The organism is Quadrisphaera sp. KR29 (assembly GCF_052644995.1).
In genome coordinates, this window is record NZ_JBQXXG010000006.1 from 154,054 (window position 1) to 168,245 (window position 14,192).

The 14,192-nt window shown below is 75.3% G+C and carries 17 protein-coding genes; 14 read left to right on the forward strand and 3 right to left on the reverse strand.

The window, feature by feature from the left end:
- Positions 1-6: 6 nt before the first annotated feature.
- The gene (locus ACUN9U_RS07620) at positions 7-408 is read right to left on the reverse strand and encodes a hypothetical protein (protein ID WP_445484338.1); all 402 of its coding nucleotides are present in this window, start codon (positions 406-408) and stop codon (positions 7-9) included.
- 174 nt (positions 409-582) lie between these two features.
- Here ACUN9U_RS07620 and ACUN9U_RS07625 point away from each other — a divergent pair, with 174 nt between their 5' ends.
- The 7 genes from ACUN9U_RS07625 to ACUN9U_RS07655 are packed head-to-tail and all read left to right on the forward strand — an operon-like array spanning position 583 to position 7,508.
- Positions 583-1,422, forward strand: coding sequence for a nitrilase-related carbon-nitrogen hydrolase (locus tag ACUN9U_RS07625; RefSeq protein WP_445484339.1), 840 nt, complete (start codon positions 583-585; stop codon positions 1,420-1,422).
- The gene (gene hydA, locus ACUN9U_RS07630) at positions 1,419-2,858 is read left to right on the forward strand and encodes a dihydropyrimidinase (RefSeq protein ID WP_445484340.1); all 1,440 of its coding nucleotides are present in this window, start codon (positions 1,419-1,421) and stop codon (positions 2,856-2,858) included. Before ACUN9U_RS07625 ends, hydA begins: the two co-directional genes overlap by 4 nt.
- Positions 2,859-2,889: 31 nt before the next feature.
- Entirely contained in the window at positions 2,890-3,933 is a 1,044-nt protein-coding gene (locus ACUN9U_RS07635) for a TIGR03842 family LLM class F420-dependent oxidoreductase (RefSeq protein ID WP_445484341.1), read from the forward strand.
- Positions 3,930-4,817, forward strand: a complete 888-nt coding sequence (locus ACUN9U_RS07640; protein ID WP_445484342.1) for an ABC transporter permease — start codon at positions 3,930-3,932, stop codon at positions 4,815-4,817. Before ACUN9U_RS07635 ends, ACUN9U_RS07640 begins: the two co-directional genes overlap by 4 nt.
- A complete protein-coding gene (locus ACUN9U_RS07645) occupies positions 4,814-5,590 on the forward strand; it encodes an ABC transporter ATP-binding protein (RefSeq protein ID WP_445484343.1) in 777 nt (258 codons plus the stop codon). Before ACUN9U_RS07640 ends, ACUN9U_RS07645 begins: the two co-directional genes overlap by 4 nt.
- A complete protein-coding gene (locus tag ACUN9U_RS07650) occupies positions 5,587-6,339 on the forward strand; it encodes an ABC transporter permease subunit (protein ID WP_445484344.1) in 753 nt (250 codons plus the stop codon). Before ACUN9U_RS07645 ends, ACUN9U_RS07650 begins: the two co-directional genes overlap by 4 nt.
- A complete protein-coding gene (locus ACUN9U_RS07655) occupies positions 6,336-7,508 on the forward strand; it encodes an ABC transporter substrate-binding protein (protein ID WP_445484345.1) in 1,173 nt (390 codons plus the stop codon). The genes ACUN9U_RS07650 and ACUN9U_RS07655 overlap by 4 nt, the downstream gene beginning before the upstream one ends.
- Positions 7,509-7,514: 6 nt before the next feature.
- On the opposite strand, the gene ACUN9U_RS07660 is transcribed toward ACUN9U_RS07655, so the two are convergent.
- The gene (locus ACUN9U_RS07660; RefSeq protein WP_445484410.1) at positions 7,515-8,468 is read right to left on the reverse strand and encodes a GlxA family transcriptional regulator; all 954 of its coding nucleotides are present in this window, start codon (positions 8,466-8,468) and stop codon (positions 7,515-7,517) included.
- 100 nt (positions 8,469-8,568) lie between these two features.
- Between ACUN9U_RS07660 and ACUN9U_RS07665 the strand changes: the two genes are divergently transcribed.
- Entirely contained in the window at positions 8,569-8,730 is a 162-nt protein-coding gene (locus tag ACUN9U_RS07665; RefSeq protein WP_445484346.1) for a hypothetical protein, read from the forward strand.
- 5 nt (positions 8,731-8,735) lie between these two features.
- Complete coding sequence (locus ACUN9U_RS07670; protein WP_445484347.1) at positions 8,736-9,599, forward strand: class I SAM-dependent methyltransferase; 864 nt, start codon at positions 8,736-8,738, stop codon at positions 9,597-9,599.
- Here ACUN9U_RS07670 and ACUN9U_RS07675 read toward each other — a convergent pair.
- Positions 9,596-9,826, reverse strand: a complete 231-nt coding sequence (locus tag ACUN9U_RS07675) for a DUF3046 domain-containing protein (protein ID WP_445484348.1) — start codon at positions 9,824-9,826, stop codon at positions 9,596-9,598. The genes ACUN9U_RS07670 and ACUN9U_RS07675 overlap by 4 nt on opposite strands.
- A gap of 92 nt (positions 9,827-9,918) precedes the next feature.
- Here ACUN9U_RS07675 and ACUN9U_RS07680 point away from each other — a divergent pair, with 92 nt between their 5' ends.
- From ACUN9U_RS07680 to ACUN9U_RS07700, 5 genes are all read left to right on the forward strand, one after another.
- Positions 9,919-10,278, forward strand: coding sequence for a DUF3817 domain-containing protein (locus ACUN9U_RS07680; RefSeq protein WP_445484349.1), 360 nt, complete (start codon positions 9,919-9,921; stop codon positions 10,276-10,278).
- An 84-nt stretch (positions 10,279-10,362) separates the two neighbouring features.
- Positions 10,363-11,283 (forward strand): ABC transporter ATP-binding protein, encoded by a 921-nt coding sequence (locus tag ACUN9U_RS07685; protein WP_445484350.1) that lies wholly within the window; start codon positions 10,363-10,365, stop codon positions 11,281-11,283.
- Positions 11,277-12,152: an ABC transporter permease gene (locus tag ACUN9U_RS07690; protein ID WP_445484411.1), complete on the forward strand. Its 876-nt coding sequence runs from the start codon at positions 11,277-11,279 to the stop codon at positions 12,150-12,152. Before ACUN9U_RS07685 ends, ACUN9U_RS07690 begins: the two co-directional genes overlap by 7 nt.
- Before the next feature lie 7 nt (positions 12,153-12,159).
- On the forward strand, positions 12,160-13,380 hold the full coding sequence (locus ACUN9U_RS07695; protein WP_445484351.1) for a sensor histidine kinase: 1,221 nt from the start codon (positions 12,160-12,162) through the stop codon (positions 13,378-13,380).
- The gene (locus tag ACUN9U_RS07700; RefSeq protein ID WP_445484352.1) at positions 13,377-14,030 is read left to right on the forward strand and encodes a response regulator; all 654 of its coding nucleotides are present in this window, start codon (positions 13,377-13,379) and stop codon (positions 14,028-14,030) included. The genes ACUN9U_RS07695 and ACUN9U_RS07700 overlap by 4 nt, the downstream gene beginning before the upstream one ends.
- The last annotated feature ends 162 nt before the right edge of the window (positions 14,031-14,192 follow it).

Below are 14,192 nucleotides of genomic sequence, written 5' to 3' on the forward strand. Positions count from 1 at the left end.
AGCGCCTCAGCGGTCCCCCGCTTCGCGCAGGTCCGCCGCCCGGGCCCGCTCGGCGGCCAGCTGCTCCACGCGGGCGTCGGAGGCGGCGAGGTCGGCCTGCAGCGCGTCGAGGCGCTGCTGCAGCTGCTCGGACGTGGTCACCAGCCGTGCGCGCTGCGACTCCGCGCTCTCGGCGCGCTGCTGCCAGGCGTCGCTGACGGCCCACAGGTGGACCGCCGCGCCCAGCGCCAGGACCACCGCCGCCACCAGCAGCCCGACGACCAGCCCTCCCGCGCCGCGCCGGTCGCGGCGGCGCGGGCGCTCCCTGCGCAGGGCGGGCGGCGGCAGCGCCTCCAGCACCTCGGCGCGGGGCTGCGACCGCTGCGCCGGCACCAGCGCCGGCCGCGCCGCGGTGGGGAGCTGGGTCACCCGCCCATCGTGGCCGCTGCCACCGCGGCGCGCGGGCGCTTCGGCGAGAAACCCGCACGTCCCGCGCACCGGCCATCCGTCACACGGCGGAAACGCTGCGCAACGCCGCTGACGCATCCGGTGCGTACCCATGCCTCCTCCACCCGCTCGCCAGCACGCACCACCGGAGGCCGCATGCCGCGCACCGTCCGCGCCGCCCTGGTCCAGACCACCTGGACCGGCGACAAGGAGTCGATGACCAGGGCCCACGAGGACTACCTCGTCCAGGCCGCCGAGCAGGGCGCGCAGGTGGTCTGCTTCCAGGAGCTCTTCTACGGCCCCTACTTCTGCCAGGTGCAGGACCCGCAGTACTACGCCTACGCCGAGTCCGTCCCCGGCCCGACGGTCGAGCGGTTCCAGGCGCTGGCCCGCGAGCACTCGATGGTCGTCGTCCTGCCGGTGTACGAGCAGGAGCAGCCCGGCGTCCTCTACAACACCGCCGCCGTCATCGACGCCGACGGCACCTACCTCGGCAAGTACCGCAAGAACCACATCCCGCAGGTCGAGGGGTTCTGGGAGAAGTTCTACTTCCGCCCGGGCAACCTCGGGTACCCCGTCTTCGACACCGCCGTCGGCAGGGTGGGCGTCTACATCTGCTACGACCGCCACTTCCCCGAGGGCTGGCGCGCCCTGGGCCTGGCCGGCGCCGAGATCGTCTTCAACCCCTCCGCCACCAGCCGCGGCCTGTCCAACTACCTGTGGAAGCTCGAGCAGTCCGCCGCCGCGGTGGCCAACGAGTACTACGTCGGCGCCATCAACCGCGTGGGGATCGAGGACCTCGGCGACGACGACTTCTACGGCACCAGCTACTTCGCCGACCCGGAGGGCAAGCCGGTGGGCGAGTACGCCTCCGCCCACGAGCCCGAGCTCGTGGTCCGCGACCTCGACATGGACCTGCTCACCACCGTCCGCGACCGGTGGGCGTTCTACCGCGACCGCCGCCCCGACTCCTACGGCCCCCTGGTCACCCCGTGACCGCGTCCGCGCTGACGCTCGTCCACGGCGGCACCGTCGTCACCACCACCGGCGCCGCGCCGATGGACGTCCTCGTGGACGGCGAGGTCATCGCCAGCCTCCACGTGCCCGGCGGCGCGGACGCGCTCGTCGGGCCGGACACGAAGCGCATCGACGCGACAGGCTGCTACGTCGTCCCCGGCGGCGTCGACGTCCACACGCACATGCGCCTGCCCTTCGGCGGCACCGAGGCCTCCGACGACTTCACCACCGGCACCGTCGCCGCCGCGTGGGGCGGAACGACGACCATCGTCGACTTCGCCGTGCAGACCGCCGGGCAGGACGTCGAGGAGGGCCTGGCCGCCTGGCACGCCAAGGCCGAGGGGAAGACCGCGATCGACTACGGCTTCCACATGATCGTGGGTGGTGTCGACGACGCCGCGCTCGCGGCCATGGACCGCCTCGTCACCAGCGAGGGCGTCACGAGCTTCAAGCTGTTCACCGCCTACCCCGGTGTCTTCTACAGCGACGACGGCCAGGTGCTGCGGGCCATGCAGAAGGCCCGCGACAACGGCGCGATGGTCATGATGCACGCGGAGAACGGCATCGCCATCGACGTGCTCGCCGCCCAGGCCGCCGCCCGCGGCGACACCACGCCGGTCTGGCACGGGCTGACCCGCCCGCCGGTCCTGGAGGGCGAGGCCACCCACCGCTGCATCGCGCTGGCCGAGGTGGCCGGCGGCACGCCGTTGTACTTCGTGCACCTGTCCGCCTCCCAGGCGCTCGGGCACGTCGCCGCCGCCCGCGACGCCGGCCGCAACGTCTTCGCCGAGACCTGCCCGCAGTACCTCTACCTCACCCTGGAGGACCAGCTCGGCGCGGTCTCCGCCGAGGGCGACCCCTTCGAGGGCGCCAAGTGGGTCGCCTCCCCGCCGCTGCGCAGCAAGCACGAGGGCCACCACGCCGACCTCTGGAAGGGCCTGCGCACCGACGACCTCGCCGTCGTCTCCACAGACCACTGCCCCTTCTGCTTCAAGGACCAGAAGGAGCTGGGCCGGGGCGACTTCCGCAAGATCCCCAACGGGATGGGCACCGTCGAGCACCGCATGGACCTCGTCCACCAGGGCGTCGTCGCCGGGCAGATCTCCCTGGAGCGGTGGGTGGAGACCTGCTCCACCACGCCCGCGCGGATGTTCGGGCTGTACCCGAAGAAGGGCGTCATCGCGCCCGGCTCCGACGCCGACGTCGTCGTCTACGACCCGGAGCGCCAGCACGTGCTGTCGAAGGACACCCACCACATGGACCTCGACCACTCCGCGTGGGAGGGGTTCGCCGTGACCGGCGGCGTGAAGACGGTGCTCTCGCGCGGCTCGGTGGTCCTCGACGACGGCGCGTGGACCGGCCGTGCGGGTCACGGCCGCTTCGTGCCCCGCGGCCTGTCGAGCTACCTGCGATGACCGGCGGGACGACCGGCGGGGTGGCGCGCTGATGGACGTCGGCGTCGTCTTCCAGACCGACCCGCCCGCCCGCGCCGTGGTCGCCGCCGCGGTGCGCGCCGAGCAGGCCGGGTTCTCCCACGCCTGGACGTTCGACTCCCACGTGCTGTGGCAGGAGCCGTACGTCATCCAGGCGACGATGCTCGAGGCCACCGAGCGGATCGTCGTCGGGCCGATGGTCACCAACCCGGCTACCCGCGACTCCACGGTCACGGCGAGCACCTTCGCGACGCTCGCGGAGATGCACGGCCCCCGCGTCGTCTGCGGCATCGGGCGCGGCGACTCGGCCGTGCGCACCCTCAAGGGCCAGCCCGTCACGCTCGCCGGGCTGCGCGAGTCGGTGCGGACCATCAGGACCCTCACGGGCGGCGGCGCCGTCACCCGCGGCGAGGGCGAGGCGACCACCTCGGTGAGCTTCCCCTGGGTCCCCGAGGGCACCCCGCCGGTGGAGGTGTGGGTGGCCGCGTACGGCCCCAAGGCGCTGCAGCTCACCGGCGAGGTGGCCGACGGCTTCATCCTCCAGCTGGCCGACCCCGCCATCGCCGCGTGGACCATCGGACGCGTCCGGGAGGCGGCCGAGGCCGCGGGGCGCGACCCGGCGTCGATCAGGTTCTGCGTGGCCGCCCCGGCGTACGTCACGGACGGGTCCGCCGCCCAGCTCGCGCACGCCCGGGAGCAGACGCGCTGGTTCGGGGGCATGGTCGGCAACCACGTCGCGGACATCGTCGCCAAGTACGGCGGTGACGGTGGACGTGGGCAGAGCGTCCCGTCCGCTCTCACCGACTACATCGCCGCGCGCCAGGGGTACGACTACGCCCAGCACGGCCGCGCCGGCAACACCCACGCCGCCTTCGTGCCCGACGACGTCGTGGACAGGTTCTGCGTGCTCGGCCCGCCCTCCGCCCAGCTGGAGCGGCTGGCCGAGCTCGCCGAGCTGGGCTGCGACCAGTTCGCCCTCTACGCCCAGCACGACGCCGCCGACGCGGTGGTCGACGCCTACGGCAGCCACGTCGTCGAGGCGGCGGGCGCCCTGTGACGCGAGGAGCCCGCCCCGCACTGCGCTCGACGGGGGCCGTGCTGGCCGCCGTCGTCGTCCTCGCCGTCGCGTGGGAGGCCTACAAGGCGCTGGGCCCCGCGGACGGCGCCGCGATCGGCACCACGCGGCTGCTCCCCCGCACCGACGACCGCGCCATGCCGCACCTGTGGACCGTGCTCACCACCCTCGGCTCCCCGGAGGTCGCGGGCGTGGCGGGGTCGCGGACCGTGGGCGCAGCCGTGGTCTCCGGCGCGCTCACCTCGCTGCGCCTGGCGCTGCTGGGGCTGCTGCTCGGCGCGCTCGTCGGCGGGGTGCTCGCCCTGCTCATGCAGCGGCTGCGGCTGCTCGAGGCCGGGCTGCTGCCGTGGGTGGTGCTGAGCCAGACCGTGCCGATCATCGCCCTGGCTCCGCTCGTGGCCGGGTGGGGCGGGGTGGTCCGCGTCGGGTCCTGGGCGTGGTCGCCGGAGGCGTCCGTCGTCGTCATCAGCGCCTTCCTGTCCTTCTCCCCCGTCGCCGTGGGGATGCTGCGGGGCCTGCACGCCCCCGGCGCCGTGGAGAACGAGCTGTTCGCGTCGTGCGCCGCGAGCTGGCGCCAGGAGCTGGTGCACCTGCGCCTGCCCGCGTCGGTGCCGTTCGTGGTGCCCTCGCTGCGGCTGGCCGCGGCCGGTGCGGTGGTCGGCGCGATCGTCGCGGAGATCTCCACCGGAAGCCGCGGCGGCATCGGCAGGCTGGTCATCGAGTACGCCCAGCAGGCCACCTCCTCCCCCGCGCGCGTCTACGCCGCGGTGCTCGGCGCCGCCGTGCTGGGGCTGGTGGCGGCCGGGGTCGTCGCGCTGCTGGACAGGCTCAGCGGAGTCCTGCTCCGCCGGGGACGGCCCGCATGAGCGAGCCCATGGTCGAGGTCAGCGGCGTCACCCAGCGGTTCGGGACGACGACGGCGCTGTCCGACGTCAGCCTCTCCGTCGCCTCCGGCGAGTTCGTCACGCTCATCGGCCCCAGCGGGTGCGGCAAGTCGACGCTGCTGCGCCTCGTCGCCGACCTCCTCACGCCCAGCCAGGGCGAGGTGCGGGTGGCCGGCAAGAGCGCGCGCGCCGCCCGCGAGGCGCAGGACTACGGCATCGCCTTCCAGCAGGCCGGCCTCCTGGAGTGGCGCACGGTGGTCCGCAACGTCGAGCTGCCGCTGGAGCTGCACGGCGTCGGCGCCCGCGAGCGCCGGTCCCGCGCCGAGGAGCTGCTCGAGGTGGTGGGGCTCGCCGACGTCGCCGGGAAGCGGCCCAGCCAGCTCTCCGGCGGCATGCAGCAGCGGGTGGCCATCGCCCGGGCGCTGGCCCCGAAGCCAGCGCTGCTGCTCATGGACGAGCCGTTCGGCGCGCTGGACGAGATGACGCGCGAGCGCCTGCAGGACGAGCTGCTCGCCGTCAGGGCCCGCGAGGGCACGACGGTGCTGCTGGTCACGCACTCGGTCTCGGAGGCCGCGTACCTGTCCGACCGGGTGGTGGTGATGTCGCCGCGACCCGGCCGGATCGCCGCCGTCGTCGACGTCGACCTGCCGCTGCGCGCCACGGGCACGCCGACGGACGTGCGGGAGTCGCCGGAGTTCTTCGCGGCCACCACGGTGGTCCGCGAGGCGCTCCGCGGCAGGGCGGCGGTCCGGTGAGGCGCCTGCTGGCGCCCGTGGTCGTCGCCGTCGTCGTCCTGGTGGGGTGGCAGGCGCTGGTCACGGTGGGGCGGGTGGCTCCGTTCGTGCTCCCCGGCCCCCTGGCCATCGCCGACGCGCTCCGGCTGGTGCTGCCGCAGGTGGTCGCCGCGGCGCTGGCCACCGGCGCGAACGCGCTGTGGGGGCTGGTCGCCGGCAGCGCCCTCGCGCTGGCCGCGGCGGCGCTCGCGGCGCGCCTCGGCTGGCTGCGCAGCACGCTGGTGCCGCTGGCGGCGGTGGCGGCGGCGCTGCCGATCGTGGCGCTGGCGCCGATCTTCGCGACGATGTTCGGCGCGACCAGCGAGCTGCCGCGCCGGCTGGTGGTCACCGTCGTCGTCTTCGTGCCGGTGTTCGTCAACGCGCTGCGCGGCCTGCAGGCGGTCGCCCCGGTGCACGCCGACCTGCTGCGGGCCTGCGCGGCCAGCGGCTGGGCCGCCACGCGGACGGTCACCCTGCCCGGCGCGCTGCCGCACGTCTTCACCGGGCTGCGCCTGGCCGCGGCGGGTGCCGTCATCGCCGCCGTGGTCGCGGAGTACTTCGGCGGCCTGCAGTCGGGCCTGGGCTCGCGGATCACCTCCGCCGCGGCCAACAGCGCCTACCCGCGGGCGTGGGCGTACGTGGCCGCCGCGTGCGCCCTGGGCCTGCTCTTCTACGCGGCCGCCCTGGCGGCCGAGCGCCTCACCACCCCCTGGAACCGGAGGACACCATGACCCGCCTCATCACCCGCCGCTCCCTGCTCACCGGCGCCCTCGCGGCGGCCGGTGCGGGGGCGCTCGCCTCCTGCGGCACCGCCGACACCGCCGGCACGAGCGCCGCCGCGGGCGGCGGCAGCTCGTCCCCGGGAGGCCTGAGGCCCGTGACGCTGCAGCTGCAGTGGTTCAAGCAGGCGCAGTTCGCCGGGTACCTGGCCGCCCTGGACCAGGGCTACTACGAGGACGAGGGCCTCGACGTGACCATCGTCGACGGCGGCACCGACATCGTCCCGCAGAGCGTCCTCGCGCAGGGGCAGGCCGACTACGCCATCGCGTGGGTGCCGAAGGCGCTGGCCAGCCGCGAGCAGGGCGCCGGCATCACCGACGTCGCCCAGGTCTTCCAGCGCTCCGGCACGCGGCAGGTGTCCTTCGCCTCGGCGGGAATCTCCAGCGTGGAGGACCTGCGCGGCAAGACGGTCGGCAACTGGGGCTTCGGCAACGAGTTCGAGCTCTTCGCGGCCATGACCCAGGCCGGGCTGGACCCGGCCACGGACGTGACGCTCGTGCAGCAGCAGTTCGACATGAACGCCTTCATCGCCGGCGACATCGCCGCCGCGCAGGCCATGACCTACAACGAGTACGCCCAGGTGCTCGAGGCGGTGAACCCCGCCACGGGGCAGCTGTTCCAGCCCGGCGACCTCACCACGCTGGACTGGAACGAGGTGGGCACCGCGATGCTCCAGGACGCGATCTGGGCCAACACCGCGAAGCTGTCCGACCCCGCCTACGCCGACCAGACCACCGCCTTCGTCAAGGCCTCCCTCAAGGGCTGGGTCTACGCGCGCGACAACCCGGAGGCCGCACGGGACATCACCGTGGCCGCCGGCTCCACGCTGGGCGCCAGCCACCAGCTGTGGCAGGTCAACGAGGTCAACAAGCTCATCTGGCCCTCCCCCGCCGCGGGCGTGGGGTCGTTCGACACGGCCCTGTGGGACCAGACGGTGCAGGTGGCGCTGCAGACGAAGAACGCCGACGGCGCCACGGTCATCACCACCGAGCCCGACGGCGACGCGTACACCGACGAGCACGTGACGGCGGCGCTGGCGGCGCTGACCGCCGAGGGCGTCGACGTGGTGGGCGCGGGCTTCACCCCGGCCACCGTGACGCTCACCGAGGGCGGCGCCTGAGGCGCCTCAGCGGGCTCCGGCGAAGGTGCGGCGGTAGGCCAGCGGGGTGGTCCCCAGCCGGCCGAAGTGGTGCCGCAGCACCGCGCCGGAGCCCCACCCCACCGCGGCGGCGACCTCGTCGACCGGGAGGTCGGTGGTCTCCAGCAGCTCCTGGGCGCGCTGCAGGCGCATCCGCGCCACCCAGGCCGCCGGCGACGTGCCGGAGGCGTCGGTGAAGCGCCTCGCGAGGGTGCGCGGCGACATCCGCGCGTGCGCGGCGAGGCGCTCCACCGACAGGTCCTCCGCGAGGTGCTCCAGCGCCCACGCGTGCAGGGCGGCGAGGTCGTCGTCCGGGCAGGCCTCCGGGGGCGGCACGGCGGCGGGGACGTACTGCGCCTGCCCGCCGTCGCGGTGCGGCGGCACCACCATGCGGCGGGCGATGGTGGCGACGGCGGCGGCGCCCAGCTCGCGGCGCAGCAGGTGCAGGCCGGCGTCGATCGCGGCGGCGGAGCCGGCGCTGGTGATGACCGGGCCGTCCTCGACGTACAGGACGTCGCAGTCCACGCTGGCGGCGGGGAAGCGCGCCGCGAAGTCGTCCACGTACTTCCAGTGGGTGGTGCAGCGCCGCCCGTCGAGGAGTCCCGCGTCGGCCAGCACGTAGGAGCCGCTGCACGCCCCGAGGAACTGCGCGCCCCGCGCGTGCGCCGCGCGCAGCGCCTCGACGACCGCGGGGCTCGCCGTCGTCCCCCGCGGCACCGGGGTGGTGACCACGAGGTCGGCCGACGCCATCCGCTCGAGCCCGTGCTCCACGACCAGCGCGAAGCCCTGGTTCGTCCCCACCGGGCCCGGGTGCTCGGTGACCAGCGCGAGGTCGTAGACCGGCAGGCCGTCGTCGCTGCGGTCCTGGCCGAACAGCTCGCAGACGATGCCCAGCTCGAAGGGGGCCACGCCGGGCAGGACGAGGACGGCGACGTCGCGGATCGGCACGCACCCAGGCTGCCACGGGCCGTGGCAGGAAGTCGACGGCAGGTGGCGTCCTTGCCACTGGTGGCCGATCCTCAACGCACGTCAACATCGGGACATGACCTCGCTGCTCGCCTTCGCCGCCCTCGTCGCCGCCCTCGTCGTCGTCGCCCTCGTGGTCCTCGACGTCATCGAGGACGGCTACGGCCACCGCCCGCCGCCTCCGCGCTCCGACTGGAGCGACGGGCACCTGCCGTCGCACGCCTACCGGGAAGGATGAGGGGCGTGGACGAGCGCGCTGCGGTGGACCTCAACCTCGCCGGCTGGGACGAGCGGGCCGTCGCCCACGCCGCCCCGGGCACGGGGTACCGGCTGGAGGACTACGTCGAGGACCGGGCGAAGATCTCCGACGTCGTGAGGTTCGACGTCCCGCGCCTCGGTGACGTGGCCGGCCTGCGCGGCGTCCACCTGCAGTGCCACCTCGGCACCGACACGCTCTCGCTGGCGCGGCTCGGCGCTCGGATGACCGGCGTCGACTTCTCCCCCGCCGCGCTGGAGCAGGCGGGCGCGCTGGCCGCCCGGGCCGGAGCGGAGGTCGACTACCACCGCGCGGACGTCAGCGACGGCGCCGCCGTCCTCGCCGCGGTGGGGGCGGGTCGCTACGACCTCGTCTACACCGGCGTCGGCGCCCTGTGCTGGCTGCCGCGCGCCGCCGACTGGGCGCGGCTGGTGGCCGACCTGCTGGCACCGGGCGGGCGCCTGCACGTGCGCGACGCCCACCCCGCCCTGCTGGCGCTCGACACCGACCGCGCCGACGGCGAGCTGGTCCTGGCCCACCCGTGGTTCGAGCGCGCCGAGCCGACCGTGTGGGACGAGCCGGGCTCCTACGTCGAGACCGACCACGCCTTCACCCACACCCGCAGCGCCGAGTGGAACCACGGCCTGGGTGAGCTCGTCACCGCGGTGCTGGACGCCGGCCTGCAGGTCACCGGGCTGACCGAGCACCGCAGCGTCCCGTGGAAGGCGGTGGACCACATGGTCGAGCTGCCCCCTGCCGACGGGGCTGGCGAGTGGGCGCTGCCCGGCGACGCCGCCGACCGCGTGCCGCTGAGCTTCACCCTGCAGGCCCGCAAGCCCGCCCAGCCCTAGCGCCGGCGGCGGTTCGCCTCACGGGTGTCGATCCAGCGGCGGTCCTCCGGGACGTCCTGCGCCTCGCACAGCGCCGCCCACACGTCGCGCGGCGGGACCCCGTCGTCGAGGGCCTGCACCGGAGAGCGGCCCCCGAGGTCGCTGAGCACGATGTCGGACGCCAGGGACCGGGCGTACTCGGGGCCGAACACGGCGTCGGCCAGCTGCCAGAACTCGCTGTGGCGCATCCCGCCCATCATCCCCCCGTCAGCGGTGAGGCTCGCCACGCGCACCCCGGCGCGCTGGCCGAGCAGCGGCCCGGGCGTGGTGGGATCACCGGGTGCCTGCCACCGGAGTCCTGACGAGCCGCCAGCGCCTGGTCCTGCGGGCCTTCACCACGGTCGCCGTCGTCGAGGCCCTCACGTGGGTGGGCCTTCTCACCGGCATGTACCTCAAGTACCTGGCCACCGACACCACCGAGGTGGGCGTGCAGGTGTTCGGCCCGCTCCACGGCGCGGCCTTCGTCGCCTACCTCGTCCTCGCGGTGCTCGCGTGGCGCGCGCTGCGCTGGAGCTGGGGCACCCTGCTGACGGCGCTCGTCTGCAGCGTCCCGCCGCTGTTCACCGTGGTCTTCGAGGTCTGGGCCGCCCGCACCGGACGCCTCACCCCCACCCGCACCCGCGAGCGCGTCCTCGTCTGACCCTGCGCCTCCACCGGTCGGTGGAGGCCACGACCCACCGGCGGCCTCTGCCGCGACGGGCGCCGCACGCGGCAGGCTCCTGCCATGAGCGACGAGCCAGCCGTGCGGGTCAGCGACCTGCACAAGCACTACGGCGCCAAGCGCGCCGTCGACGGCGTCACCTTCGAGGTCCCCGCCGGTCAGGTCTTCGCCCTCCTCGGGCCCAACGGGGCCGGCAAGTCGACCACGGTGGAGGTGCTCGAGGGCTACCGGGCGCGCACCTCGGGCCGGGTCAGCGTGCTGGGCGTGGACCCCGGCCGGCCGACCCCCGCGTGGCGCAGCCGGATCGGCATCGTCGCGCAGTCGACGCGCGACCTGTCCGACCTCACCGTGACCGAGGTGGTGCGGCAGTTCGCCACCTTCTACCCCCACCCGCGGCGCCCCGAGGAGGTCGTGGAGAGGGTCGGCCTGGCCGACGACGCCCGCACCCGCGCCAGCGCCCTGTCCGGCGGGCGGCGCCGCCGCCTCGACGTCGCCCTGGGCATCGTGGGGGACCCCGAGCTGCTCTTCCTCGACGAGCCGACCACCGGCTTCGACCCCGAGGCGCGCCGCGAGTTCTGGGCCCTCGTGCAGCTGCTCGCGGCCGACGGCACGACGATCCTGCTGACCACCCACTACCTCGACGAGGTCGAGGTGCTCGCCGACTCCCTCGCCGTCATCGACGGCGGGCGGATCGTCGCCAGCGGCACCCCCGCGACGCTGGGCGGGCGCGACAGGGCCGCTGCCACGGTGCGCTGGCGCGACGCCGGCGGGGCCTGGCGCACCGAGCTGACCGCCGAGCCTGCCGCCCTCGTGGCCCGCCTGCACGCCGAGGCGGGCGAGCTCGACGGCCTCAGCGTCCACCGCCCGACCCTGGAGGACGCCTACCTGTCCCTCATCAGCCGGACCAGCCCGGCGACCGACCCGCAGAGCAGCCCGGAGAGCAGCCCGGAGAGCAGCCCGACGACCAGCGAGGTGGCCTGGTGACCACGACCCCGACGACGACGGCGCCCGCCCCCGCACGCACCCGGCGCGGCGCCGACCCGGCGGCCTTCCGCTCCCCCGCCTTCCTGGCGCGCACGTCGCTGGCGCGCACGGTGGTGGAGCTCAAGGAGCTGACCCGCTCCTGGGACGCCCTCATCTTCAACGTGTTCTTCCCGATCATCTTCCTGTTCATCTTCGGGTCGGTGTTCTCCGGTGACGTGGCGCCGGGCGTGAGCTTCACGCAGTACTTCACCGCCGGGATGGCGGCCTCCGGGGTGCTGCTGGTGAGCTTCCAGTCCCTGGCCATCTCCATCGCCGTGGAGCGCGACGACGGCCTGCTCAAGCGCCTGGAGGGCACGCCCATGCCGCCGGCGGCGTACTTCCTGGGCAAGGTGGGCCTCGTCGTCGTCACCGGCGCGGTGCAGATGGCGGTGCTGCTGGCCGCGGCGCACCTGCTCTTCGACGTCGACCTGCCCGCCGGTCCGCAGCAGTGGTGGACGCTGGCCTGGGTCACCGTGCTCGGCGCCGCGGCCGGGACCCTGCTGGGCATCGCCTACTCCAGCGTCCCCCGCACCGGCAGGTCGGCGAGCGCCGTGACGGCGCCCGTCGTCCTCGTGCTCCAGTTCATCTCCGGGGTGTTCTTCGTCTACAGCCAGCTGCCCGGGTGGATGCAGGACGTCGCGGCCCTCTTCCCGCTGAAGTGGATGGCCGAGGGCTTCCGGGCGGCCCTGCTGCCCGCCTCGATGGCGGCGGCCGAGCCCGCGGGCTCCTGGCAGCTCGGCCTGGTGGCCCTGGTGCTGGCCGGCTGGACGGTGCTCGGGCTGGTGCTGTGCCGGACCACCTTCCGCTGGCGCCGCCGCGGCGACGGCTGACCCGCCCGTGACCGCGCCGGTGGACTACTGGGAGCGCAGCCGGGTCGGCTGGCACGCCGCGTGGTACGGCGTGCTGGCCGTCACGGCCGTCGCCGTGCTCGCGCTGTCCGGCGCGCCGCTCGCCGCGCGGCTGACCGGCGTCGGGGCCCTTACGGCGGCGGCGGTGCTGTACCTCCTCGTCGGGACCGGCCTGCTGCGCGAGGGGCGCTCCCTGGCGCGCTACACCCTCTACACCGCCGGGACCGGCGCCTGCCTGGTCGTGCTCGCCACCGCCCTCGGCCCTGGCGTCGCGCTGGCGCCGCTGTTCGTGCTCTTCCCCCAGGCCTGGGCGATGACGACGCGGCGGACCCCGGCCGTCGTGGTCGTCGTCGCCGTGCCCGCGGCGCTCGGGCTGGTGCAGGTGGCGCGGTCGGGGTGGGCGGTCGCCGCGGTGCCGGAGGCGCTGGTCACCGCCTTCCTGCAGGCCGCGGCCGCCATCGTCCTGGGCCTGTGGATCACGGGGCTGGTGCGCGAGAGCGAGCAGCGGGCCTCGCTGCTGGCCCAGCTGACCGCCACCCGCGCCGAGCTGGCCACCGCCGAGCACGCCCGCGGGGTCCTCGCCGAGCGCGAGCGGATGGCCGCGGAGATCCACGACACCCTCGCGCAGGGGTTCCTCAGCATCGTGGCGCTCGCGCAGGCCGCCCGGGACGGCGAGACCCGCGAGCGCCTGGAGCTCATCGAGGCCACCGCCCGGGCCAACCTCGCCGAGGCCCGCGCCATCGTCGCCGCCCAGGCCCCGCCCGACCTGGCCGCCTCCGAGCCCGAGGCGCGGCTGGTCGGCGCCCTGCAGCGCCTCGCCGCCCGCACCACCGCCCAGGAGGGCACCGCCGTGGACCTCGACCTGCCGGCCCGCCTGCCGCCGCTGGCCCCGGAGGCTGAGGTGGTGCTGCTGCGGGCCGCGCAGGAGGGGCTGGCCAACGCCCGCCGCCACGGCGCCGCCACCCGCGCCGCGCTGGCGCTGGCGGTCGACGTCGAGGGGGTGGAGCTCACCGTCACCGACGACGGCACGGGGCTGGCCGGCGGAGGGCCGGCCGGCGGAGGGCGCGCTGACGCGGGGCACGGCCCCCGCACCGGGTACGGGCTGGCCGCCATGGCGGCCCGCGCCGCGCAGGTGGGCGGCTCCGCCGCCCTGGAGCAGCGCGCCGACGGTGGCGCCGGGTGCGTCCTGCGCGTCAGGGTGCCCGCATGAGCTCCGCCGCCGCCACCGAGCCGCTGCGCCTGGTCGTCGTCGACGACCACCCCGTGGTCCGCGCCGGCATCGTGGCGCTGCTGTCCGCCGAGGCCGACCTCACCGTGGTCGCCGAGGTCGGCGACGGCGACGGCGTCCTCGCGGCCTACGAGGCCCACCACCCCGACGTGGTGCTCATGGACCTGCGGATGCCGGGGGTGGACGGCGTGAGCGCCACCACCCGCCTGCGCGCTGCCCACCCGGGCGCGCGGGTGCTCGTGCTGACCACGTACGACACCGACGCCGACATCCTGCGCGCCGTGGAGGCCGGCGCCACCGGCTACCTGCTCAAGGACGCCCCGCGCGCGGCCCTGACCGACGCCGTCCGCCGCGCCGCCCGCGGGGAGACCGTGCTGGCGCCGCCGGTGGCCGCCAGGCTGCTGAGCAGGGTGCGCGAGCCCGCCGCCGAGCGGCTGACCGCCCGCGAGACGCAGGTGCTGGCGTGCGTGGCCCGCGGGCTGAGCAACCCCCGCATCGCGGCGGAGCTGTTCATCGGGGAGGCGACGGTGAAGAGCCACCTGCTGCGCGTCTTCACCAAGCTGGGCGTGGACGACAGGACCGCCGCGGTCACGGTGGCGATGTCGCGCGGTCTGCTGCCGCCCCCCGCCTGAGCCCCACCGCCCGCAGCGCCAGGTCTGCTGGTCCTCGCGCAGTGTCAGGTCCACGAGGCCGGCGGCGGCCCCAGGGGCCTGACGCTGCGCGAGGACCTGACACTGCGACCGCCCGAGCAGCCGTCCGAGCAGCCGTCCGAGCAGCCGTCCGAGCAGCCGTCC

What these genes read in the sequence shown, in the direction of transcription:
- ACUN9U_RS07635 (WP_445484341.1), top strand. Translation starts at nt 2,890, where the DNA reads ATGGACGTCGGCGTCGTCTTCCAGACCGACCCGCCCGCCCGCGCCGTG.
- ACUN9U_RS07655 (WP_445484345.1), top strand. Translation starts at nt 6,336, where the DNA reads ATGACCCGCCTCATCACCCGCCGCTCCCTGCTCACCGGCGCCCTCGCG.
- ACUN9U_RS07665 (WP_445484346.1), top strand. Translation starts at nt 8,569, where the DNA reads ATGACCTCGCTGCTCGCCTTCGCCGCCCTCGTCGCCGCCCTCGTCGTC.
- ACUN9U_RS07645 (WP_445484343.1), top strand. Translation starts at nt 4,814, where the DNA reads ATGAGCGAGCCCATGGTCGAGGTCAGCGGCGTCACCCAGCGGTTCGGG.
- ACUN9U_RS07700 (WP_445484352.1), top strand. Translation starts at nt 13,377, where the DNA reads ATGAGCTCCGCCGCCGCCACCGAGCCGCTGCGCCTGGTCGTCGTCGAC.
- ACUN9U_RS07625 (WP_445484339.1), top strand. Translation starts at nt 583, where the DNA reads ATGCCGCGCACCGTCCGCGCCGCCCTGGTCCAGACCACCTGGACCGGC.
- ACUN9U_RS07675 (WP_445484348.1), bottom strand. Translation starts at nt 9,826, where the DNA reads ATGCGCCACAGCGAGTTCTGGCAGCTGGCCGACGCCGTGTTCGGCCCC.
- ACUN9U_RS07685 (WP_445484350.1), top strand. Translation starts at nt 10,363, where the DNA reads ATGAGCGACGAGCCAGCCGTGCGGGTCAGCGACCTGCACAAGCACTAC.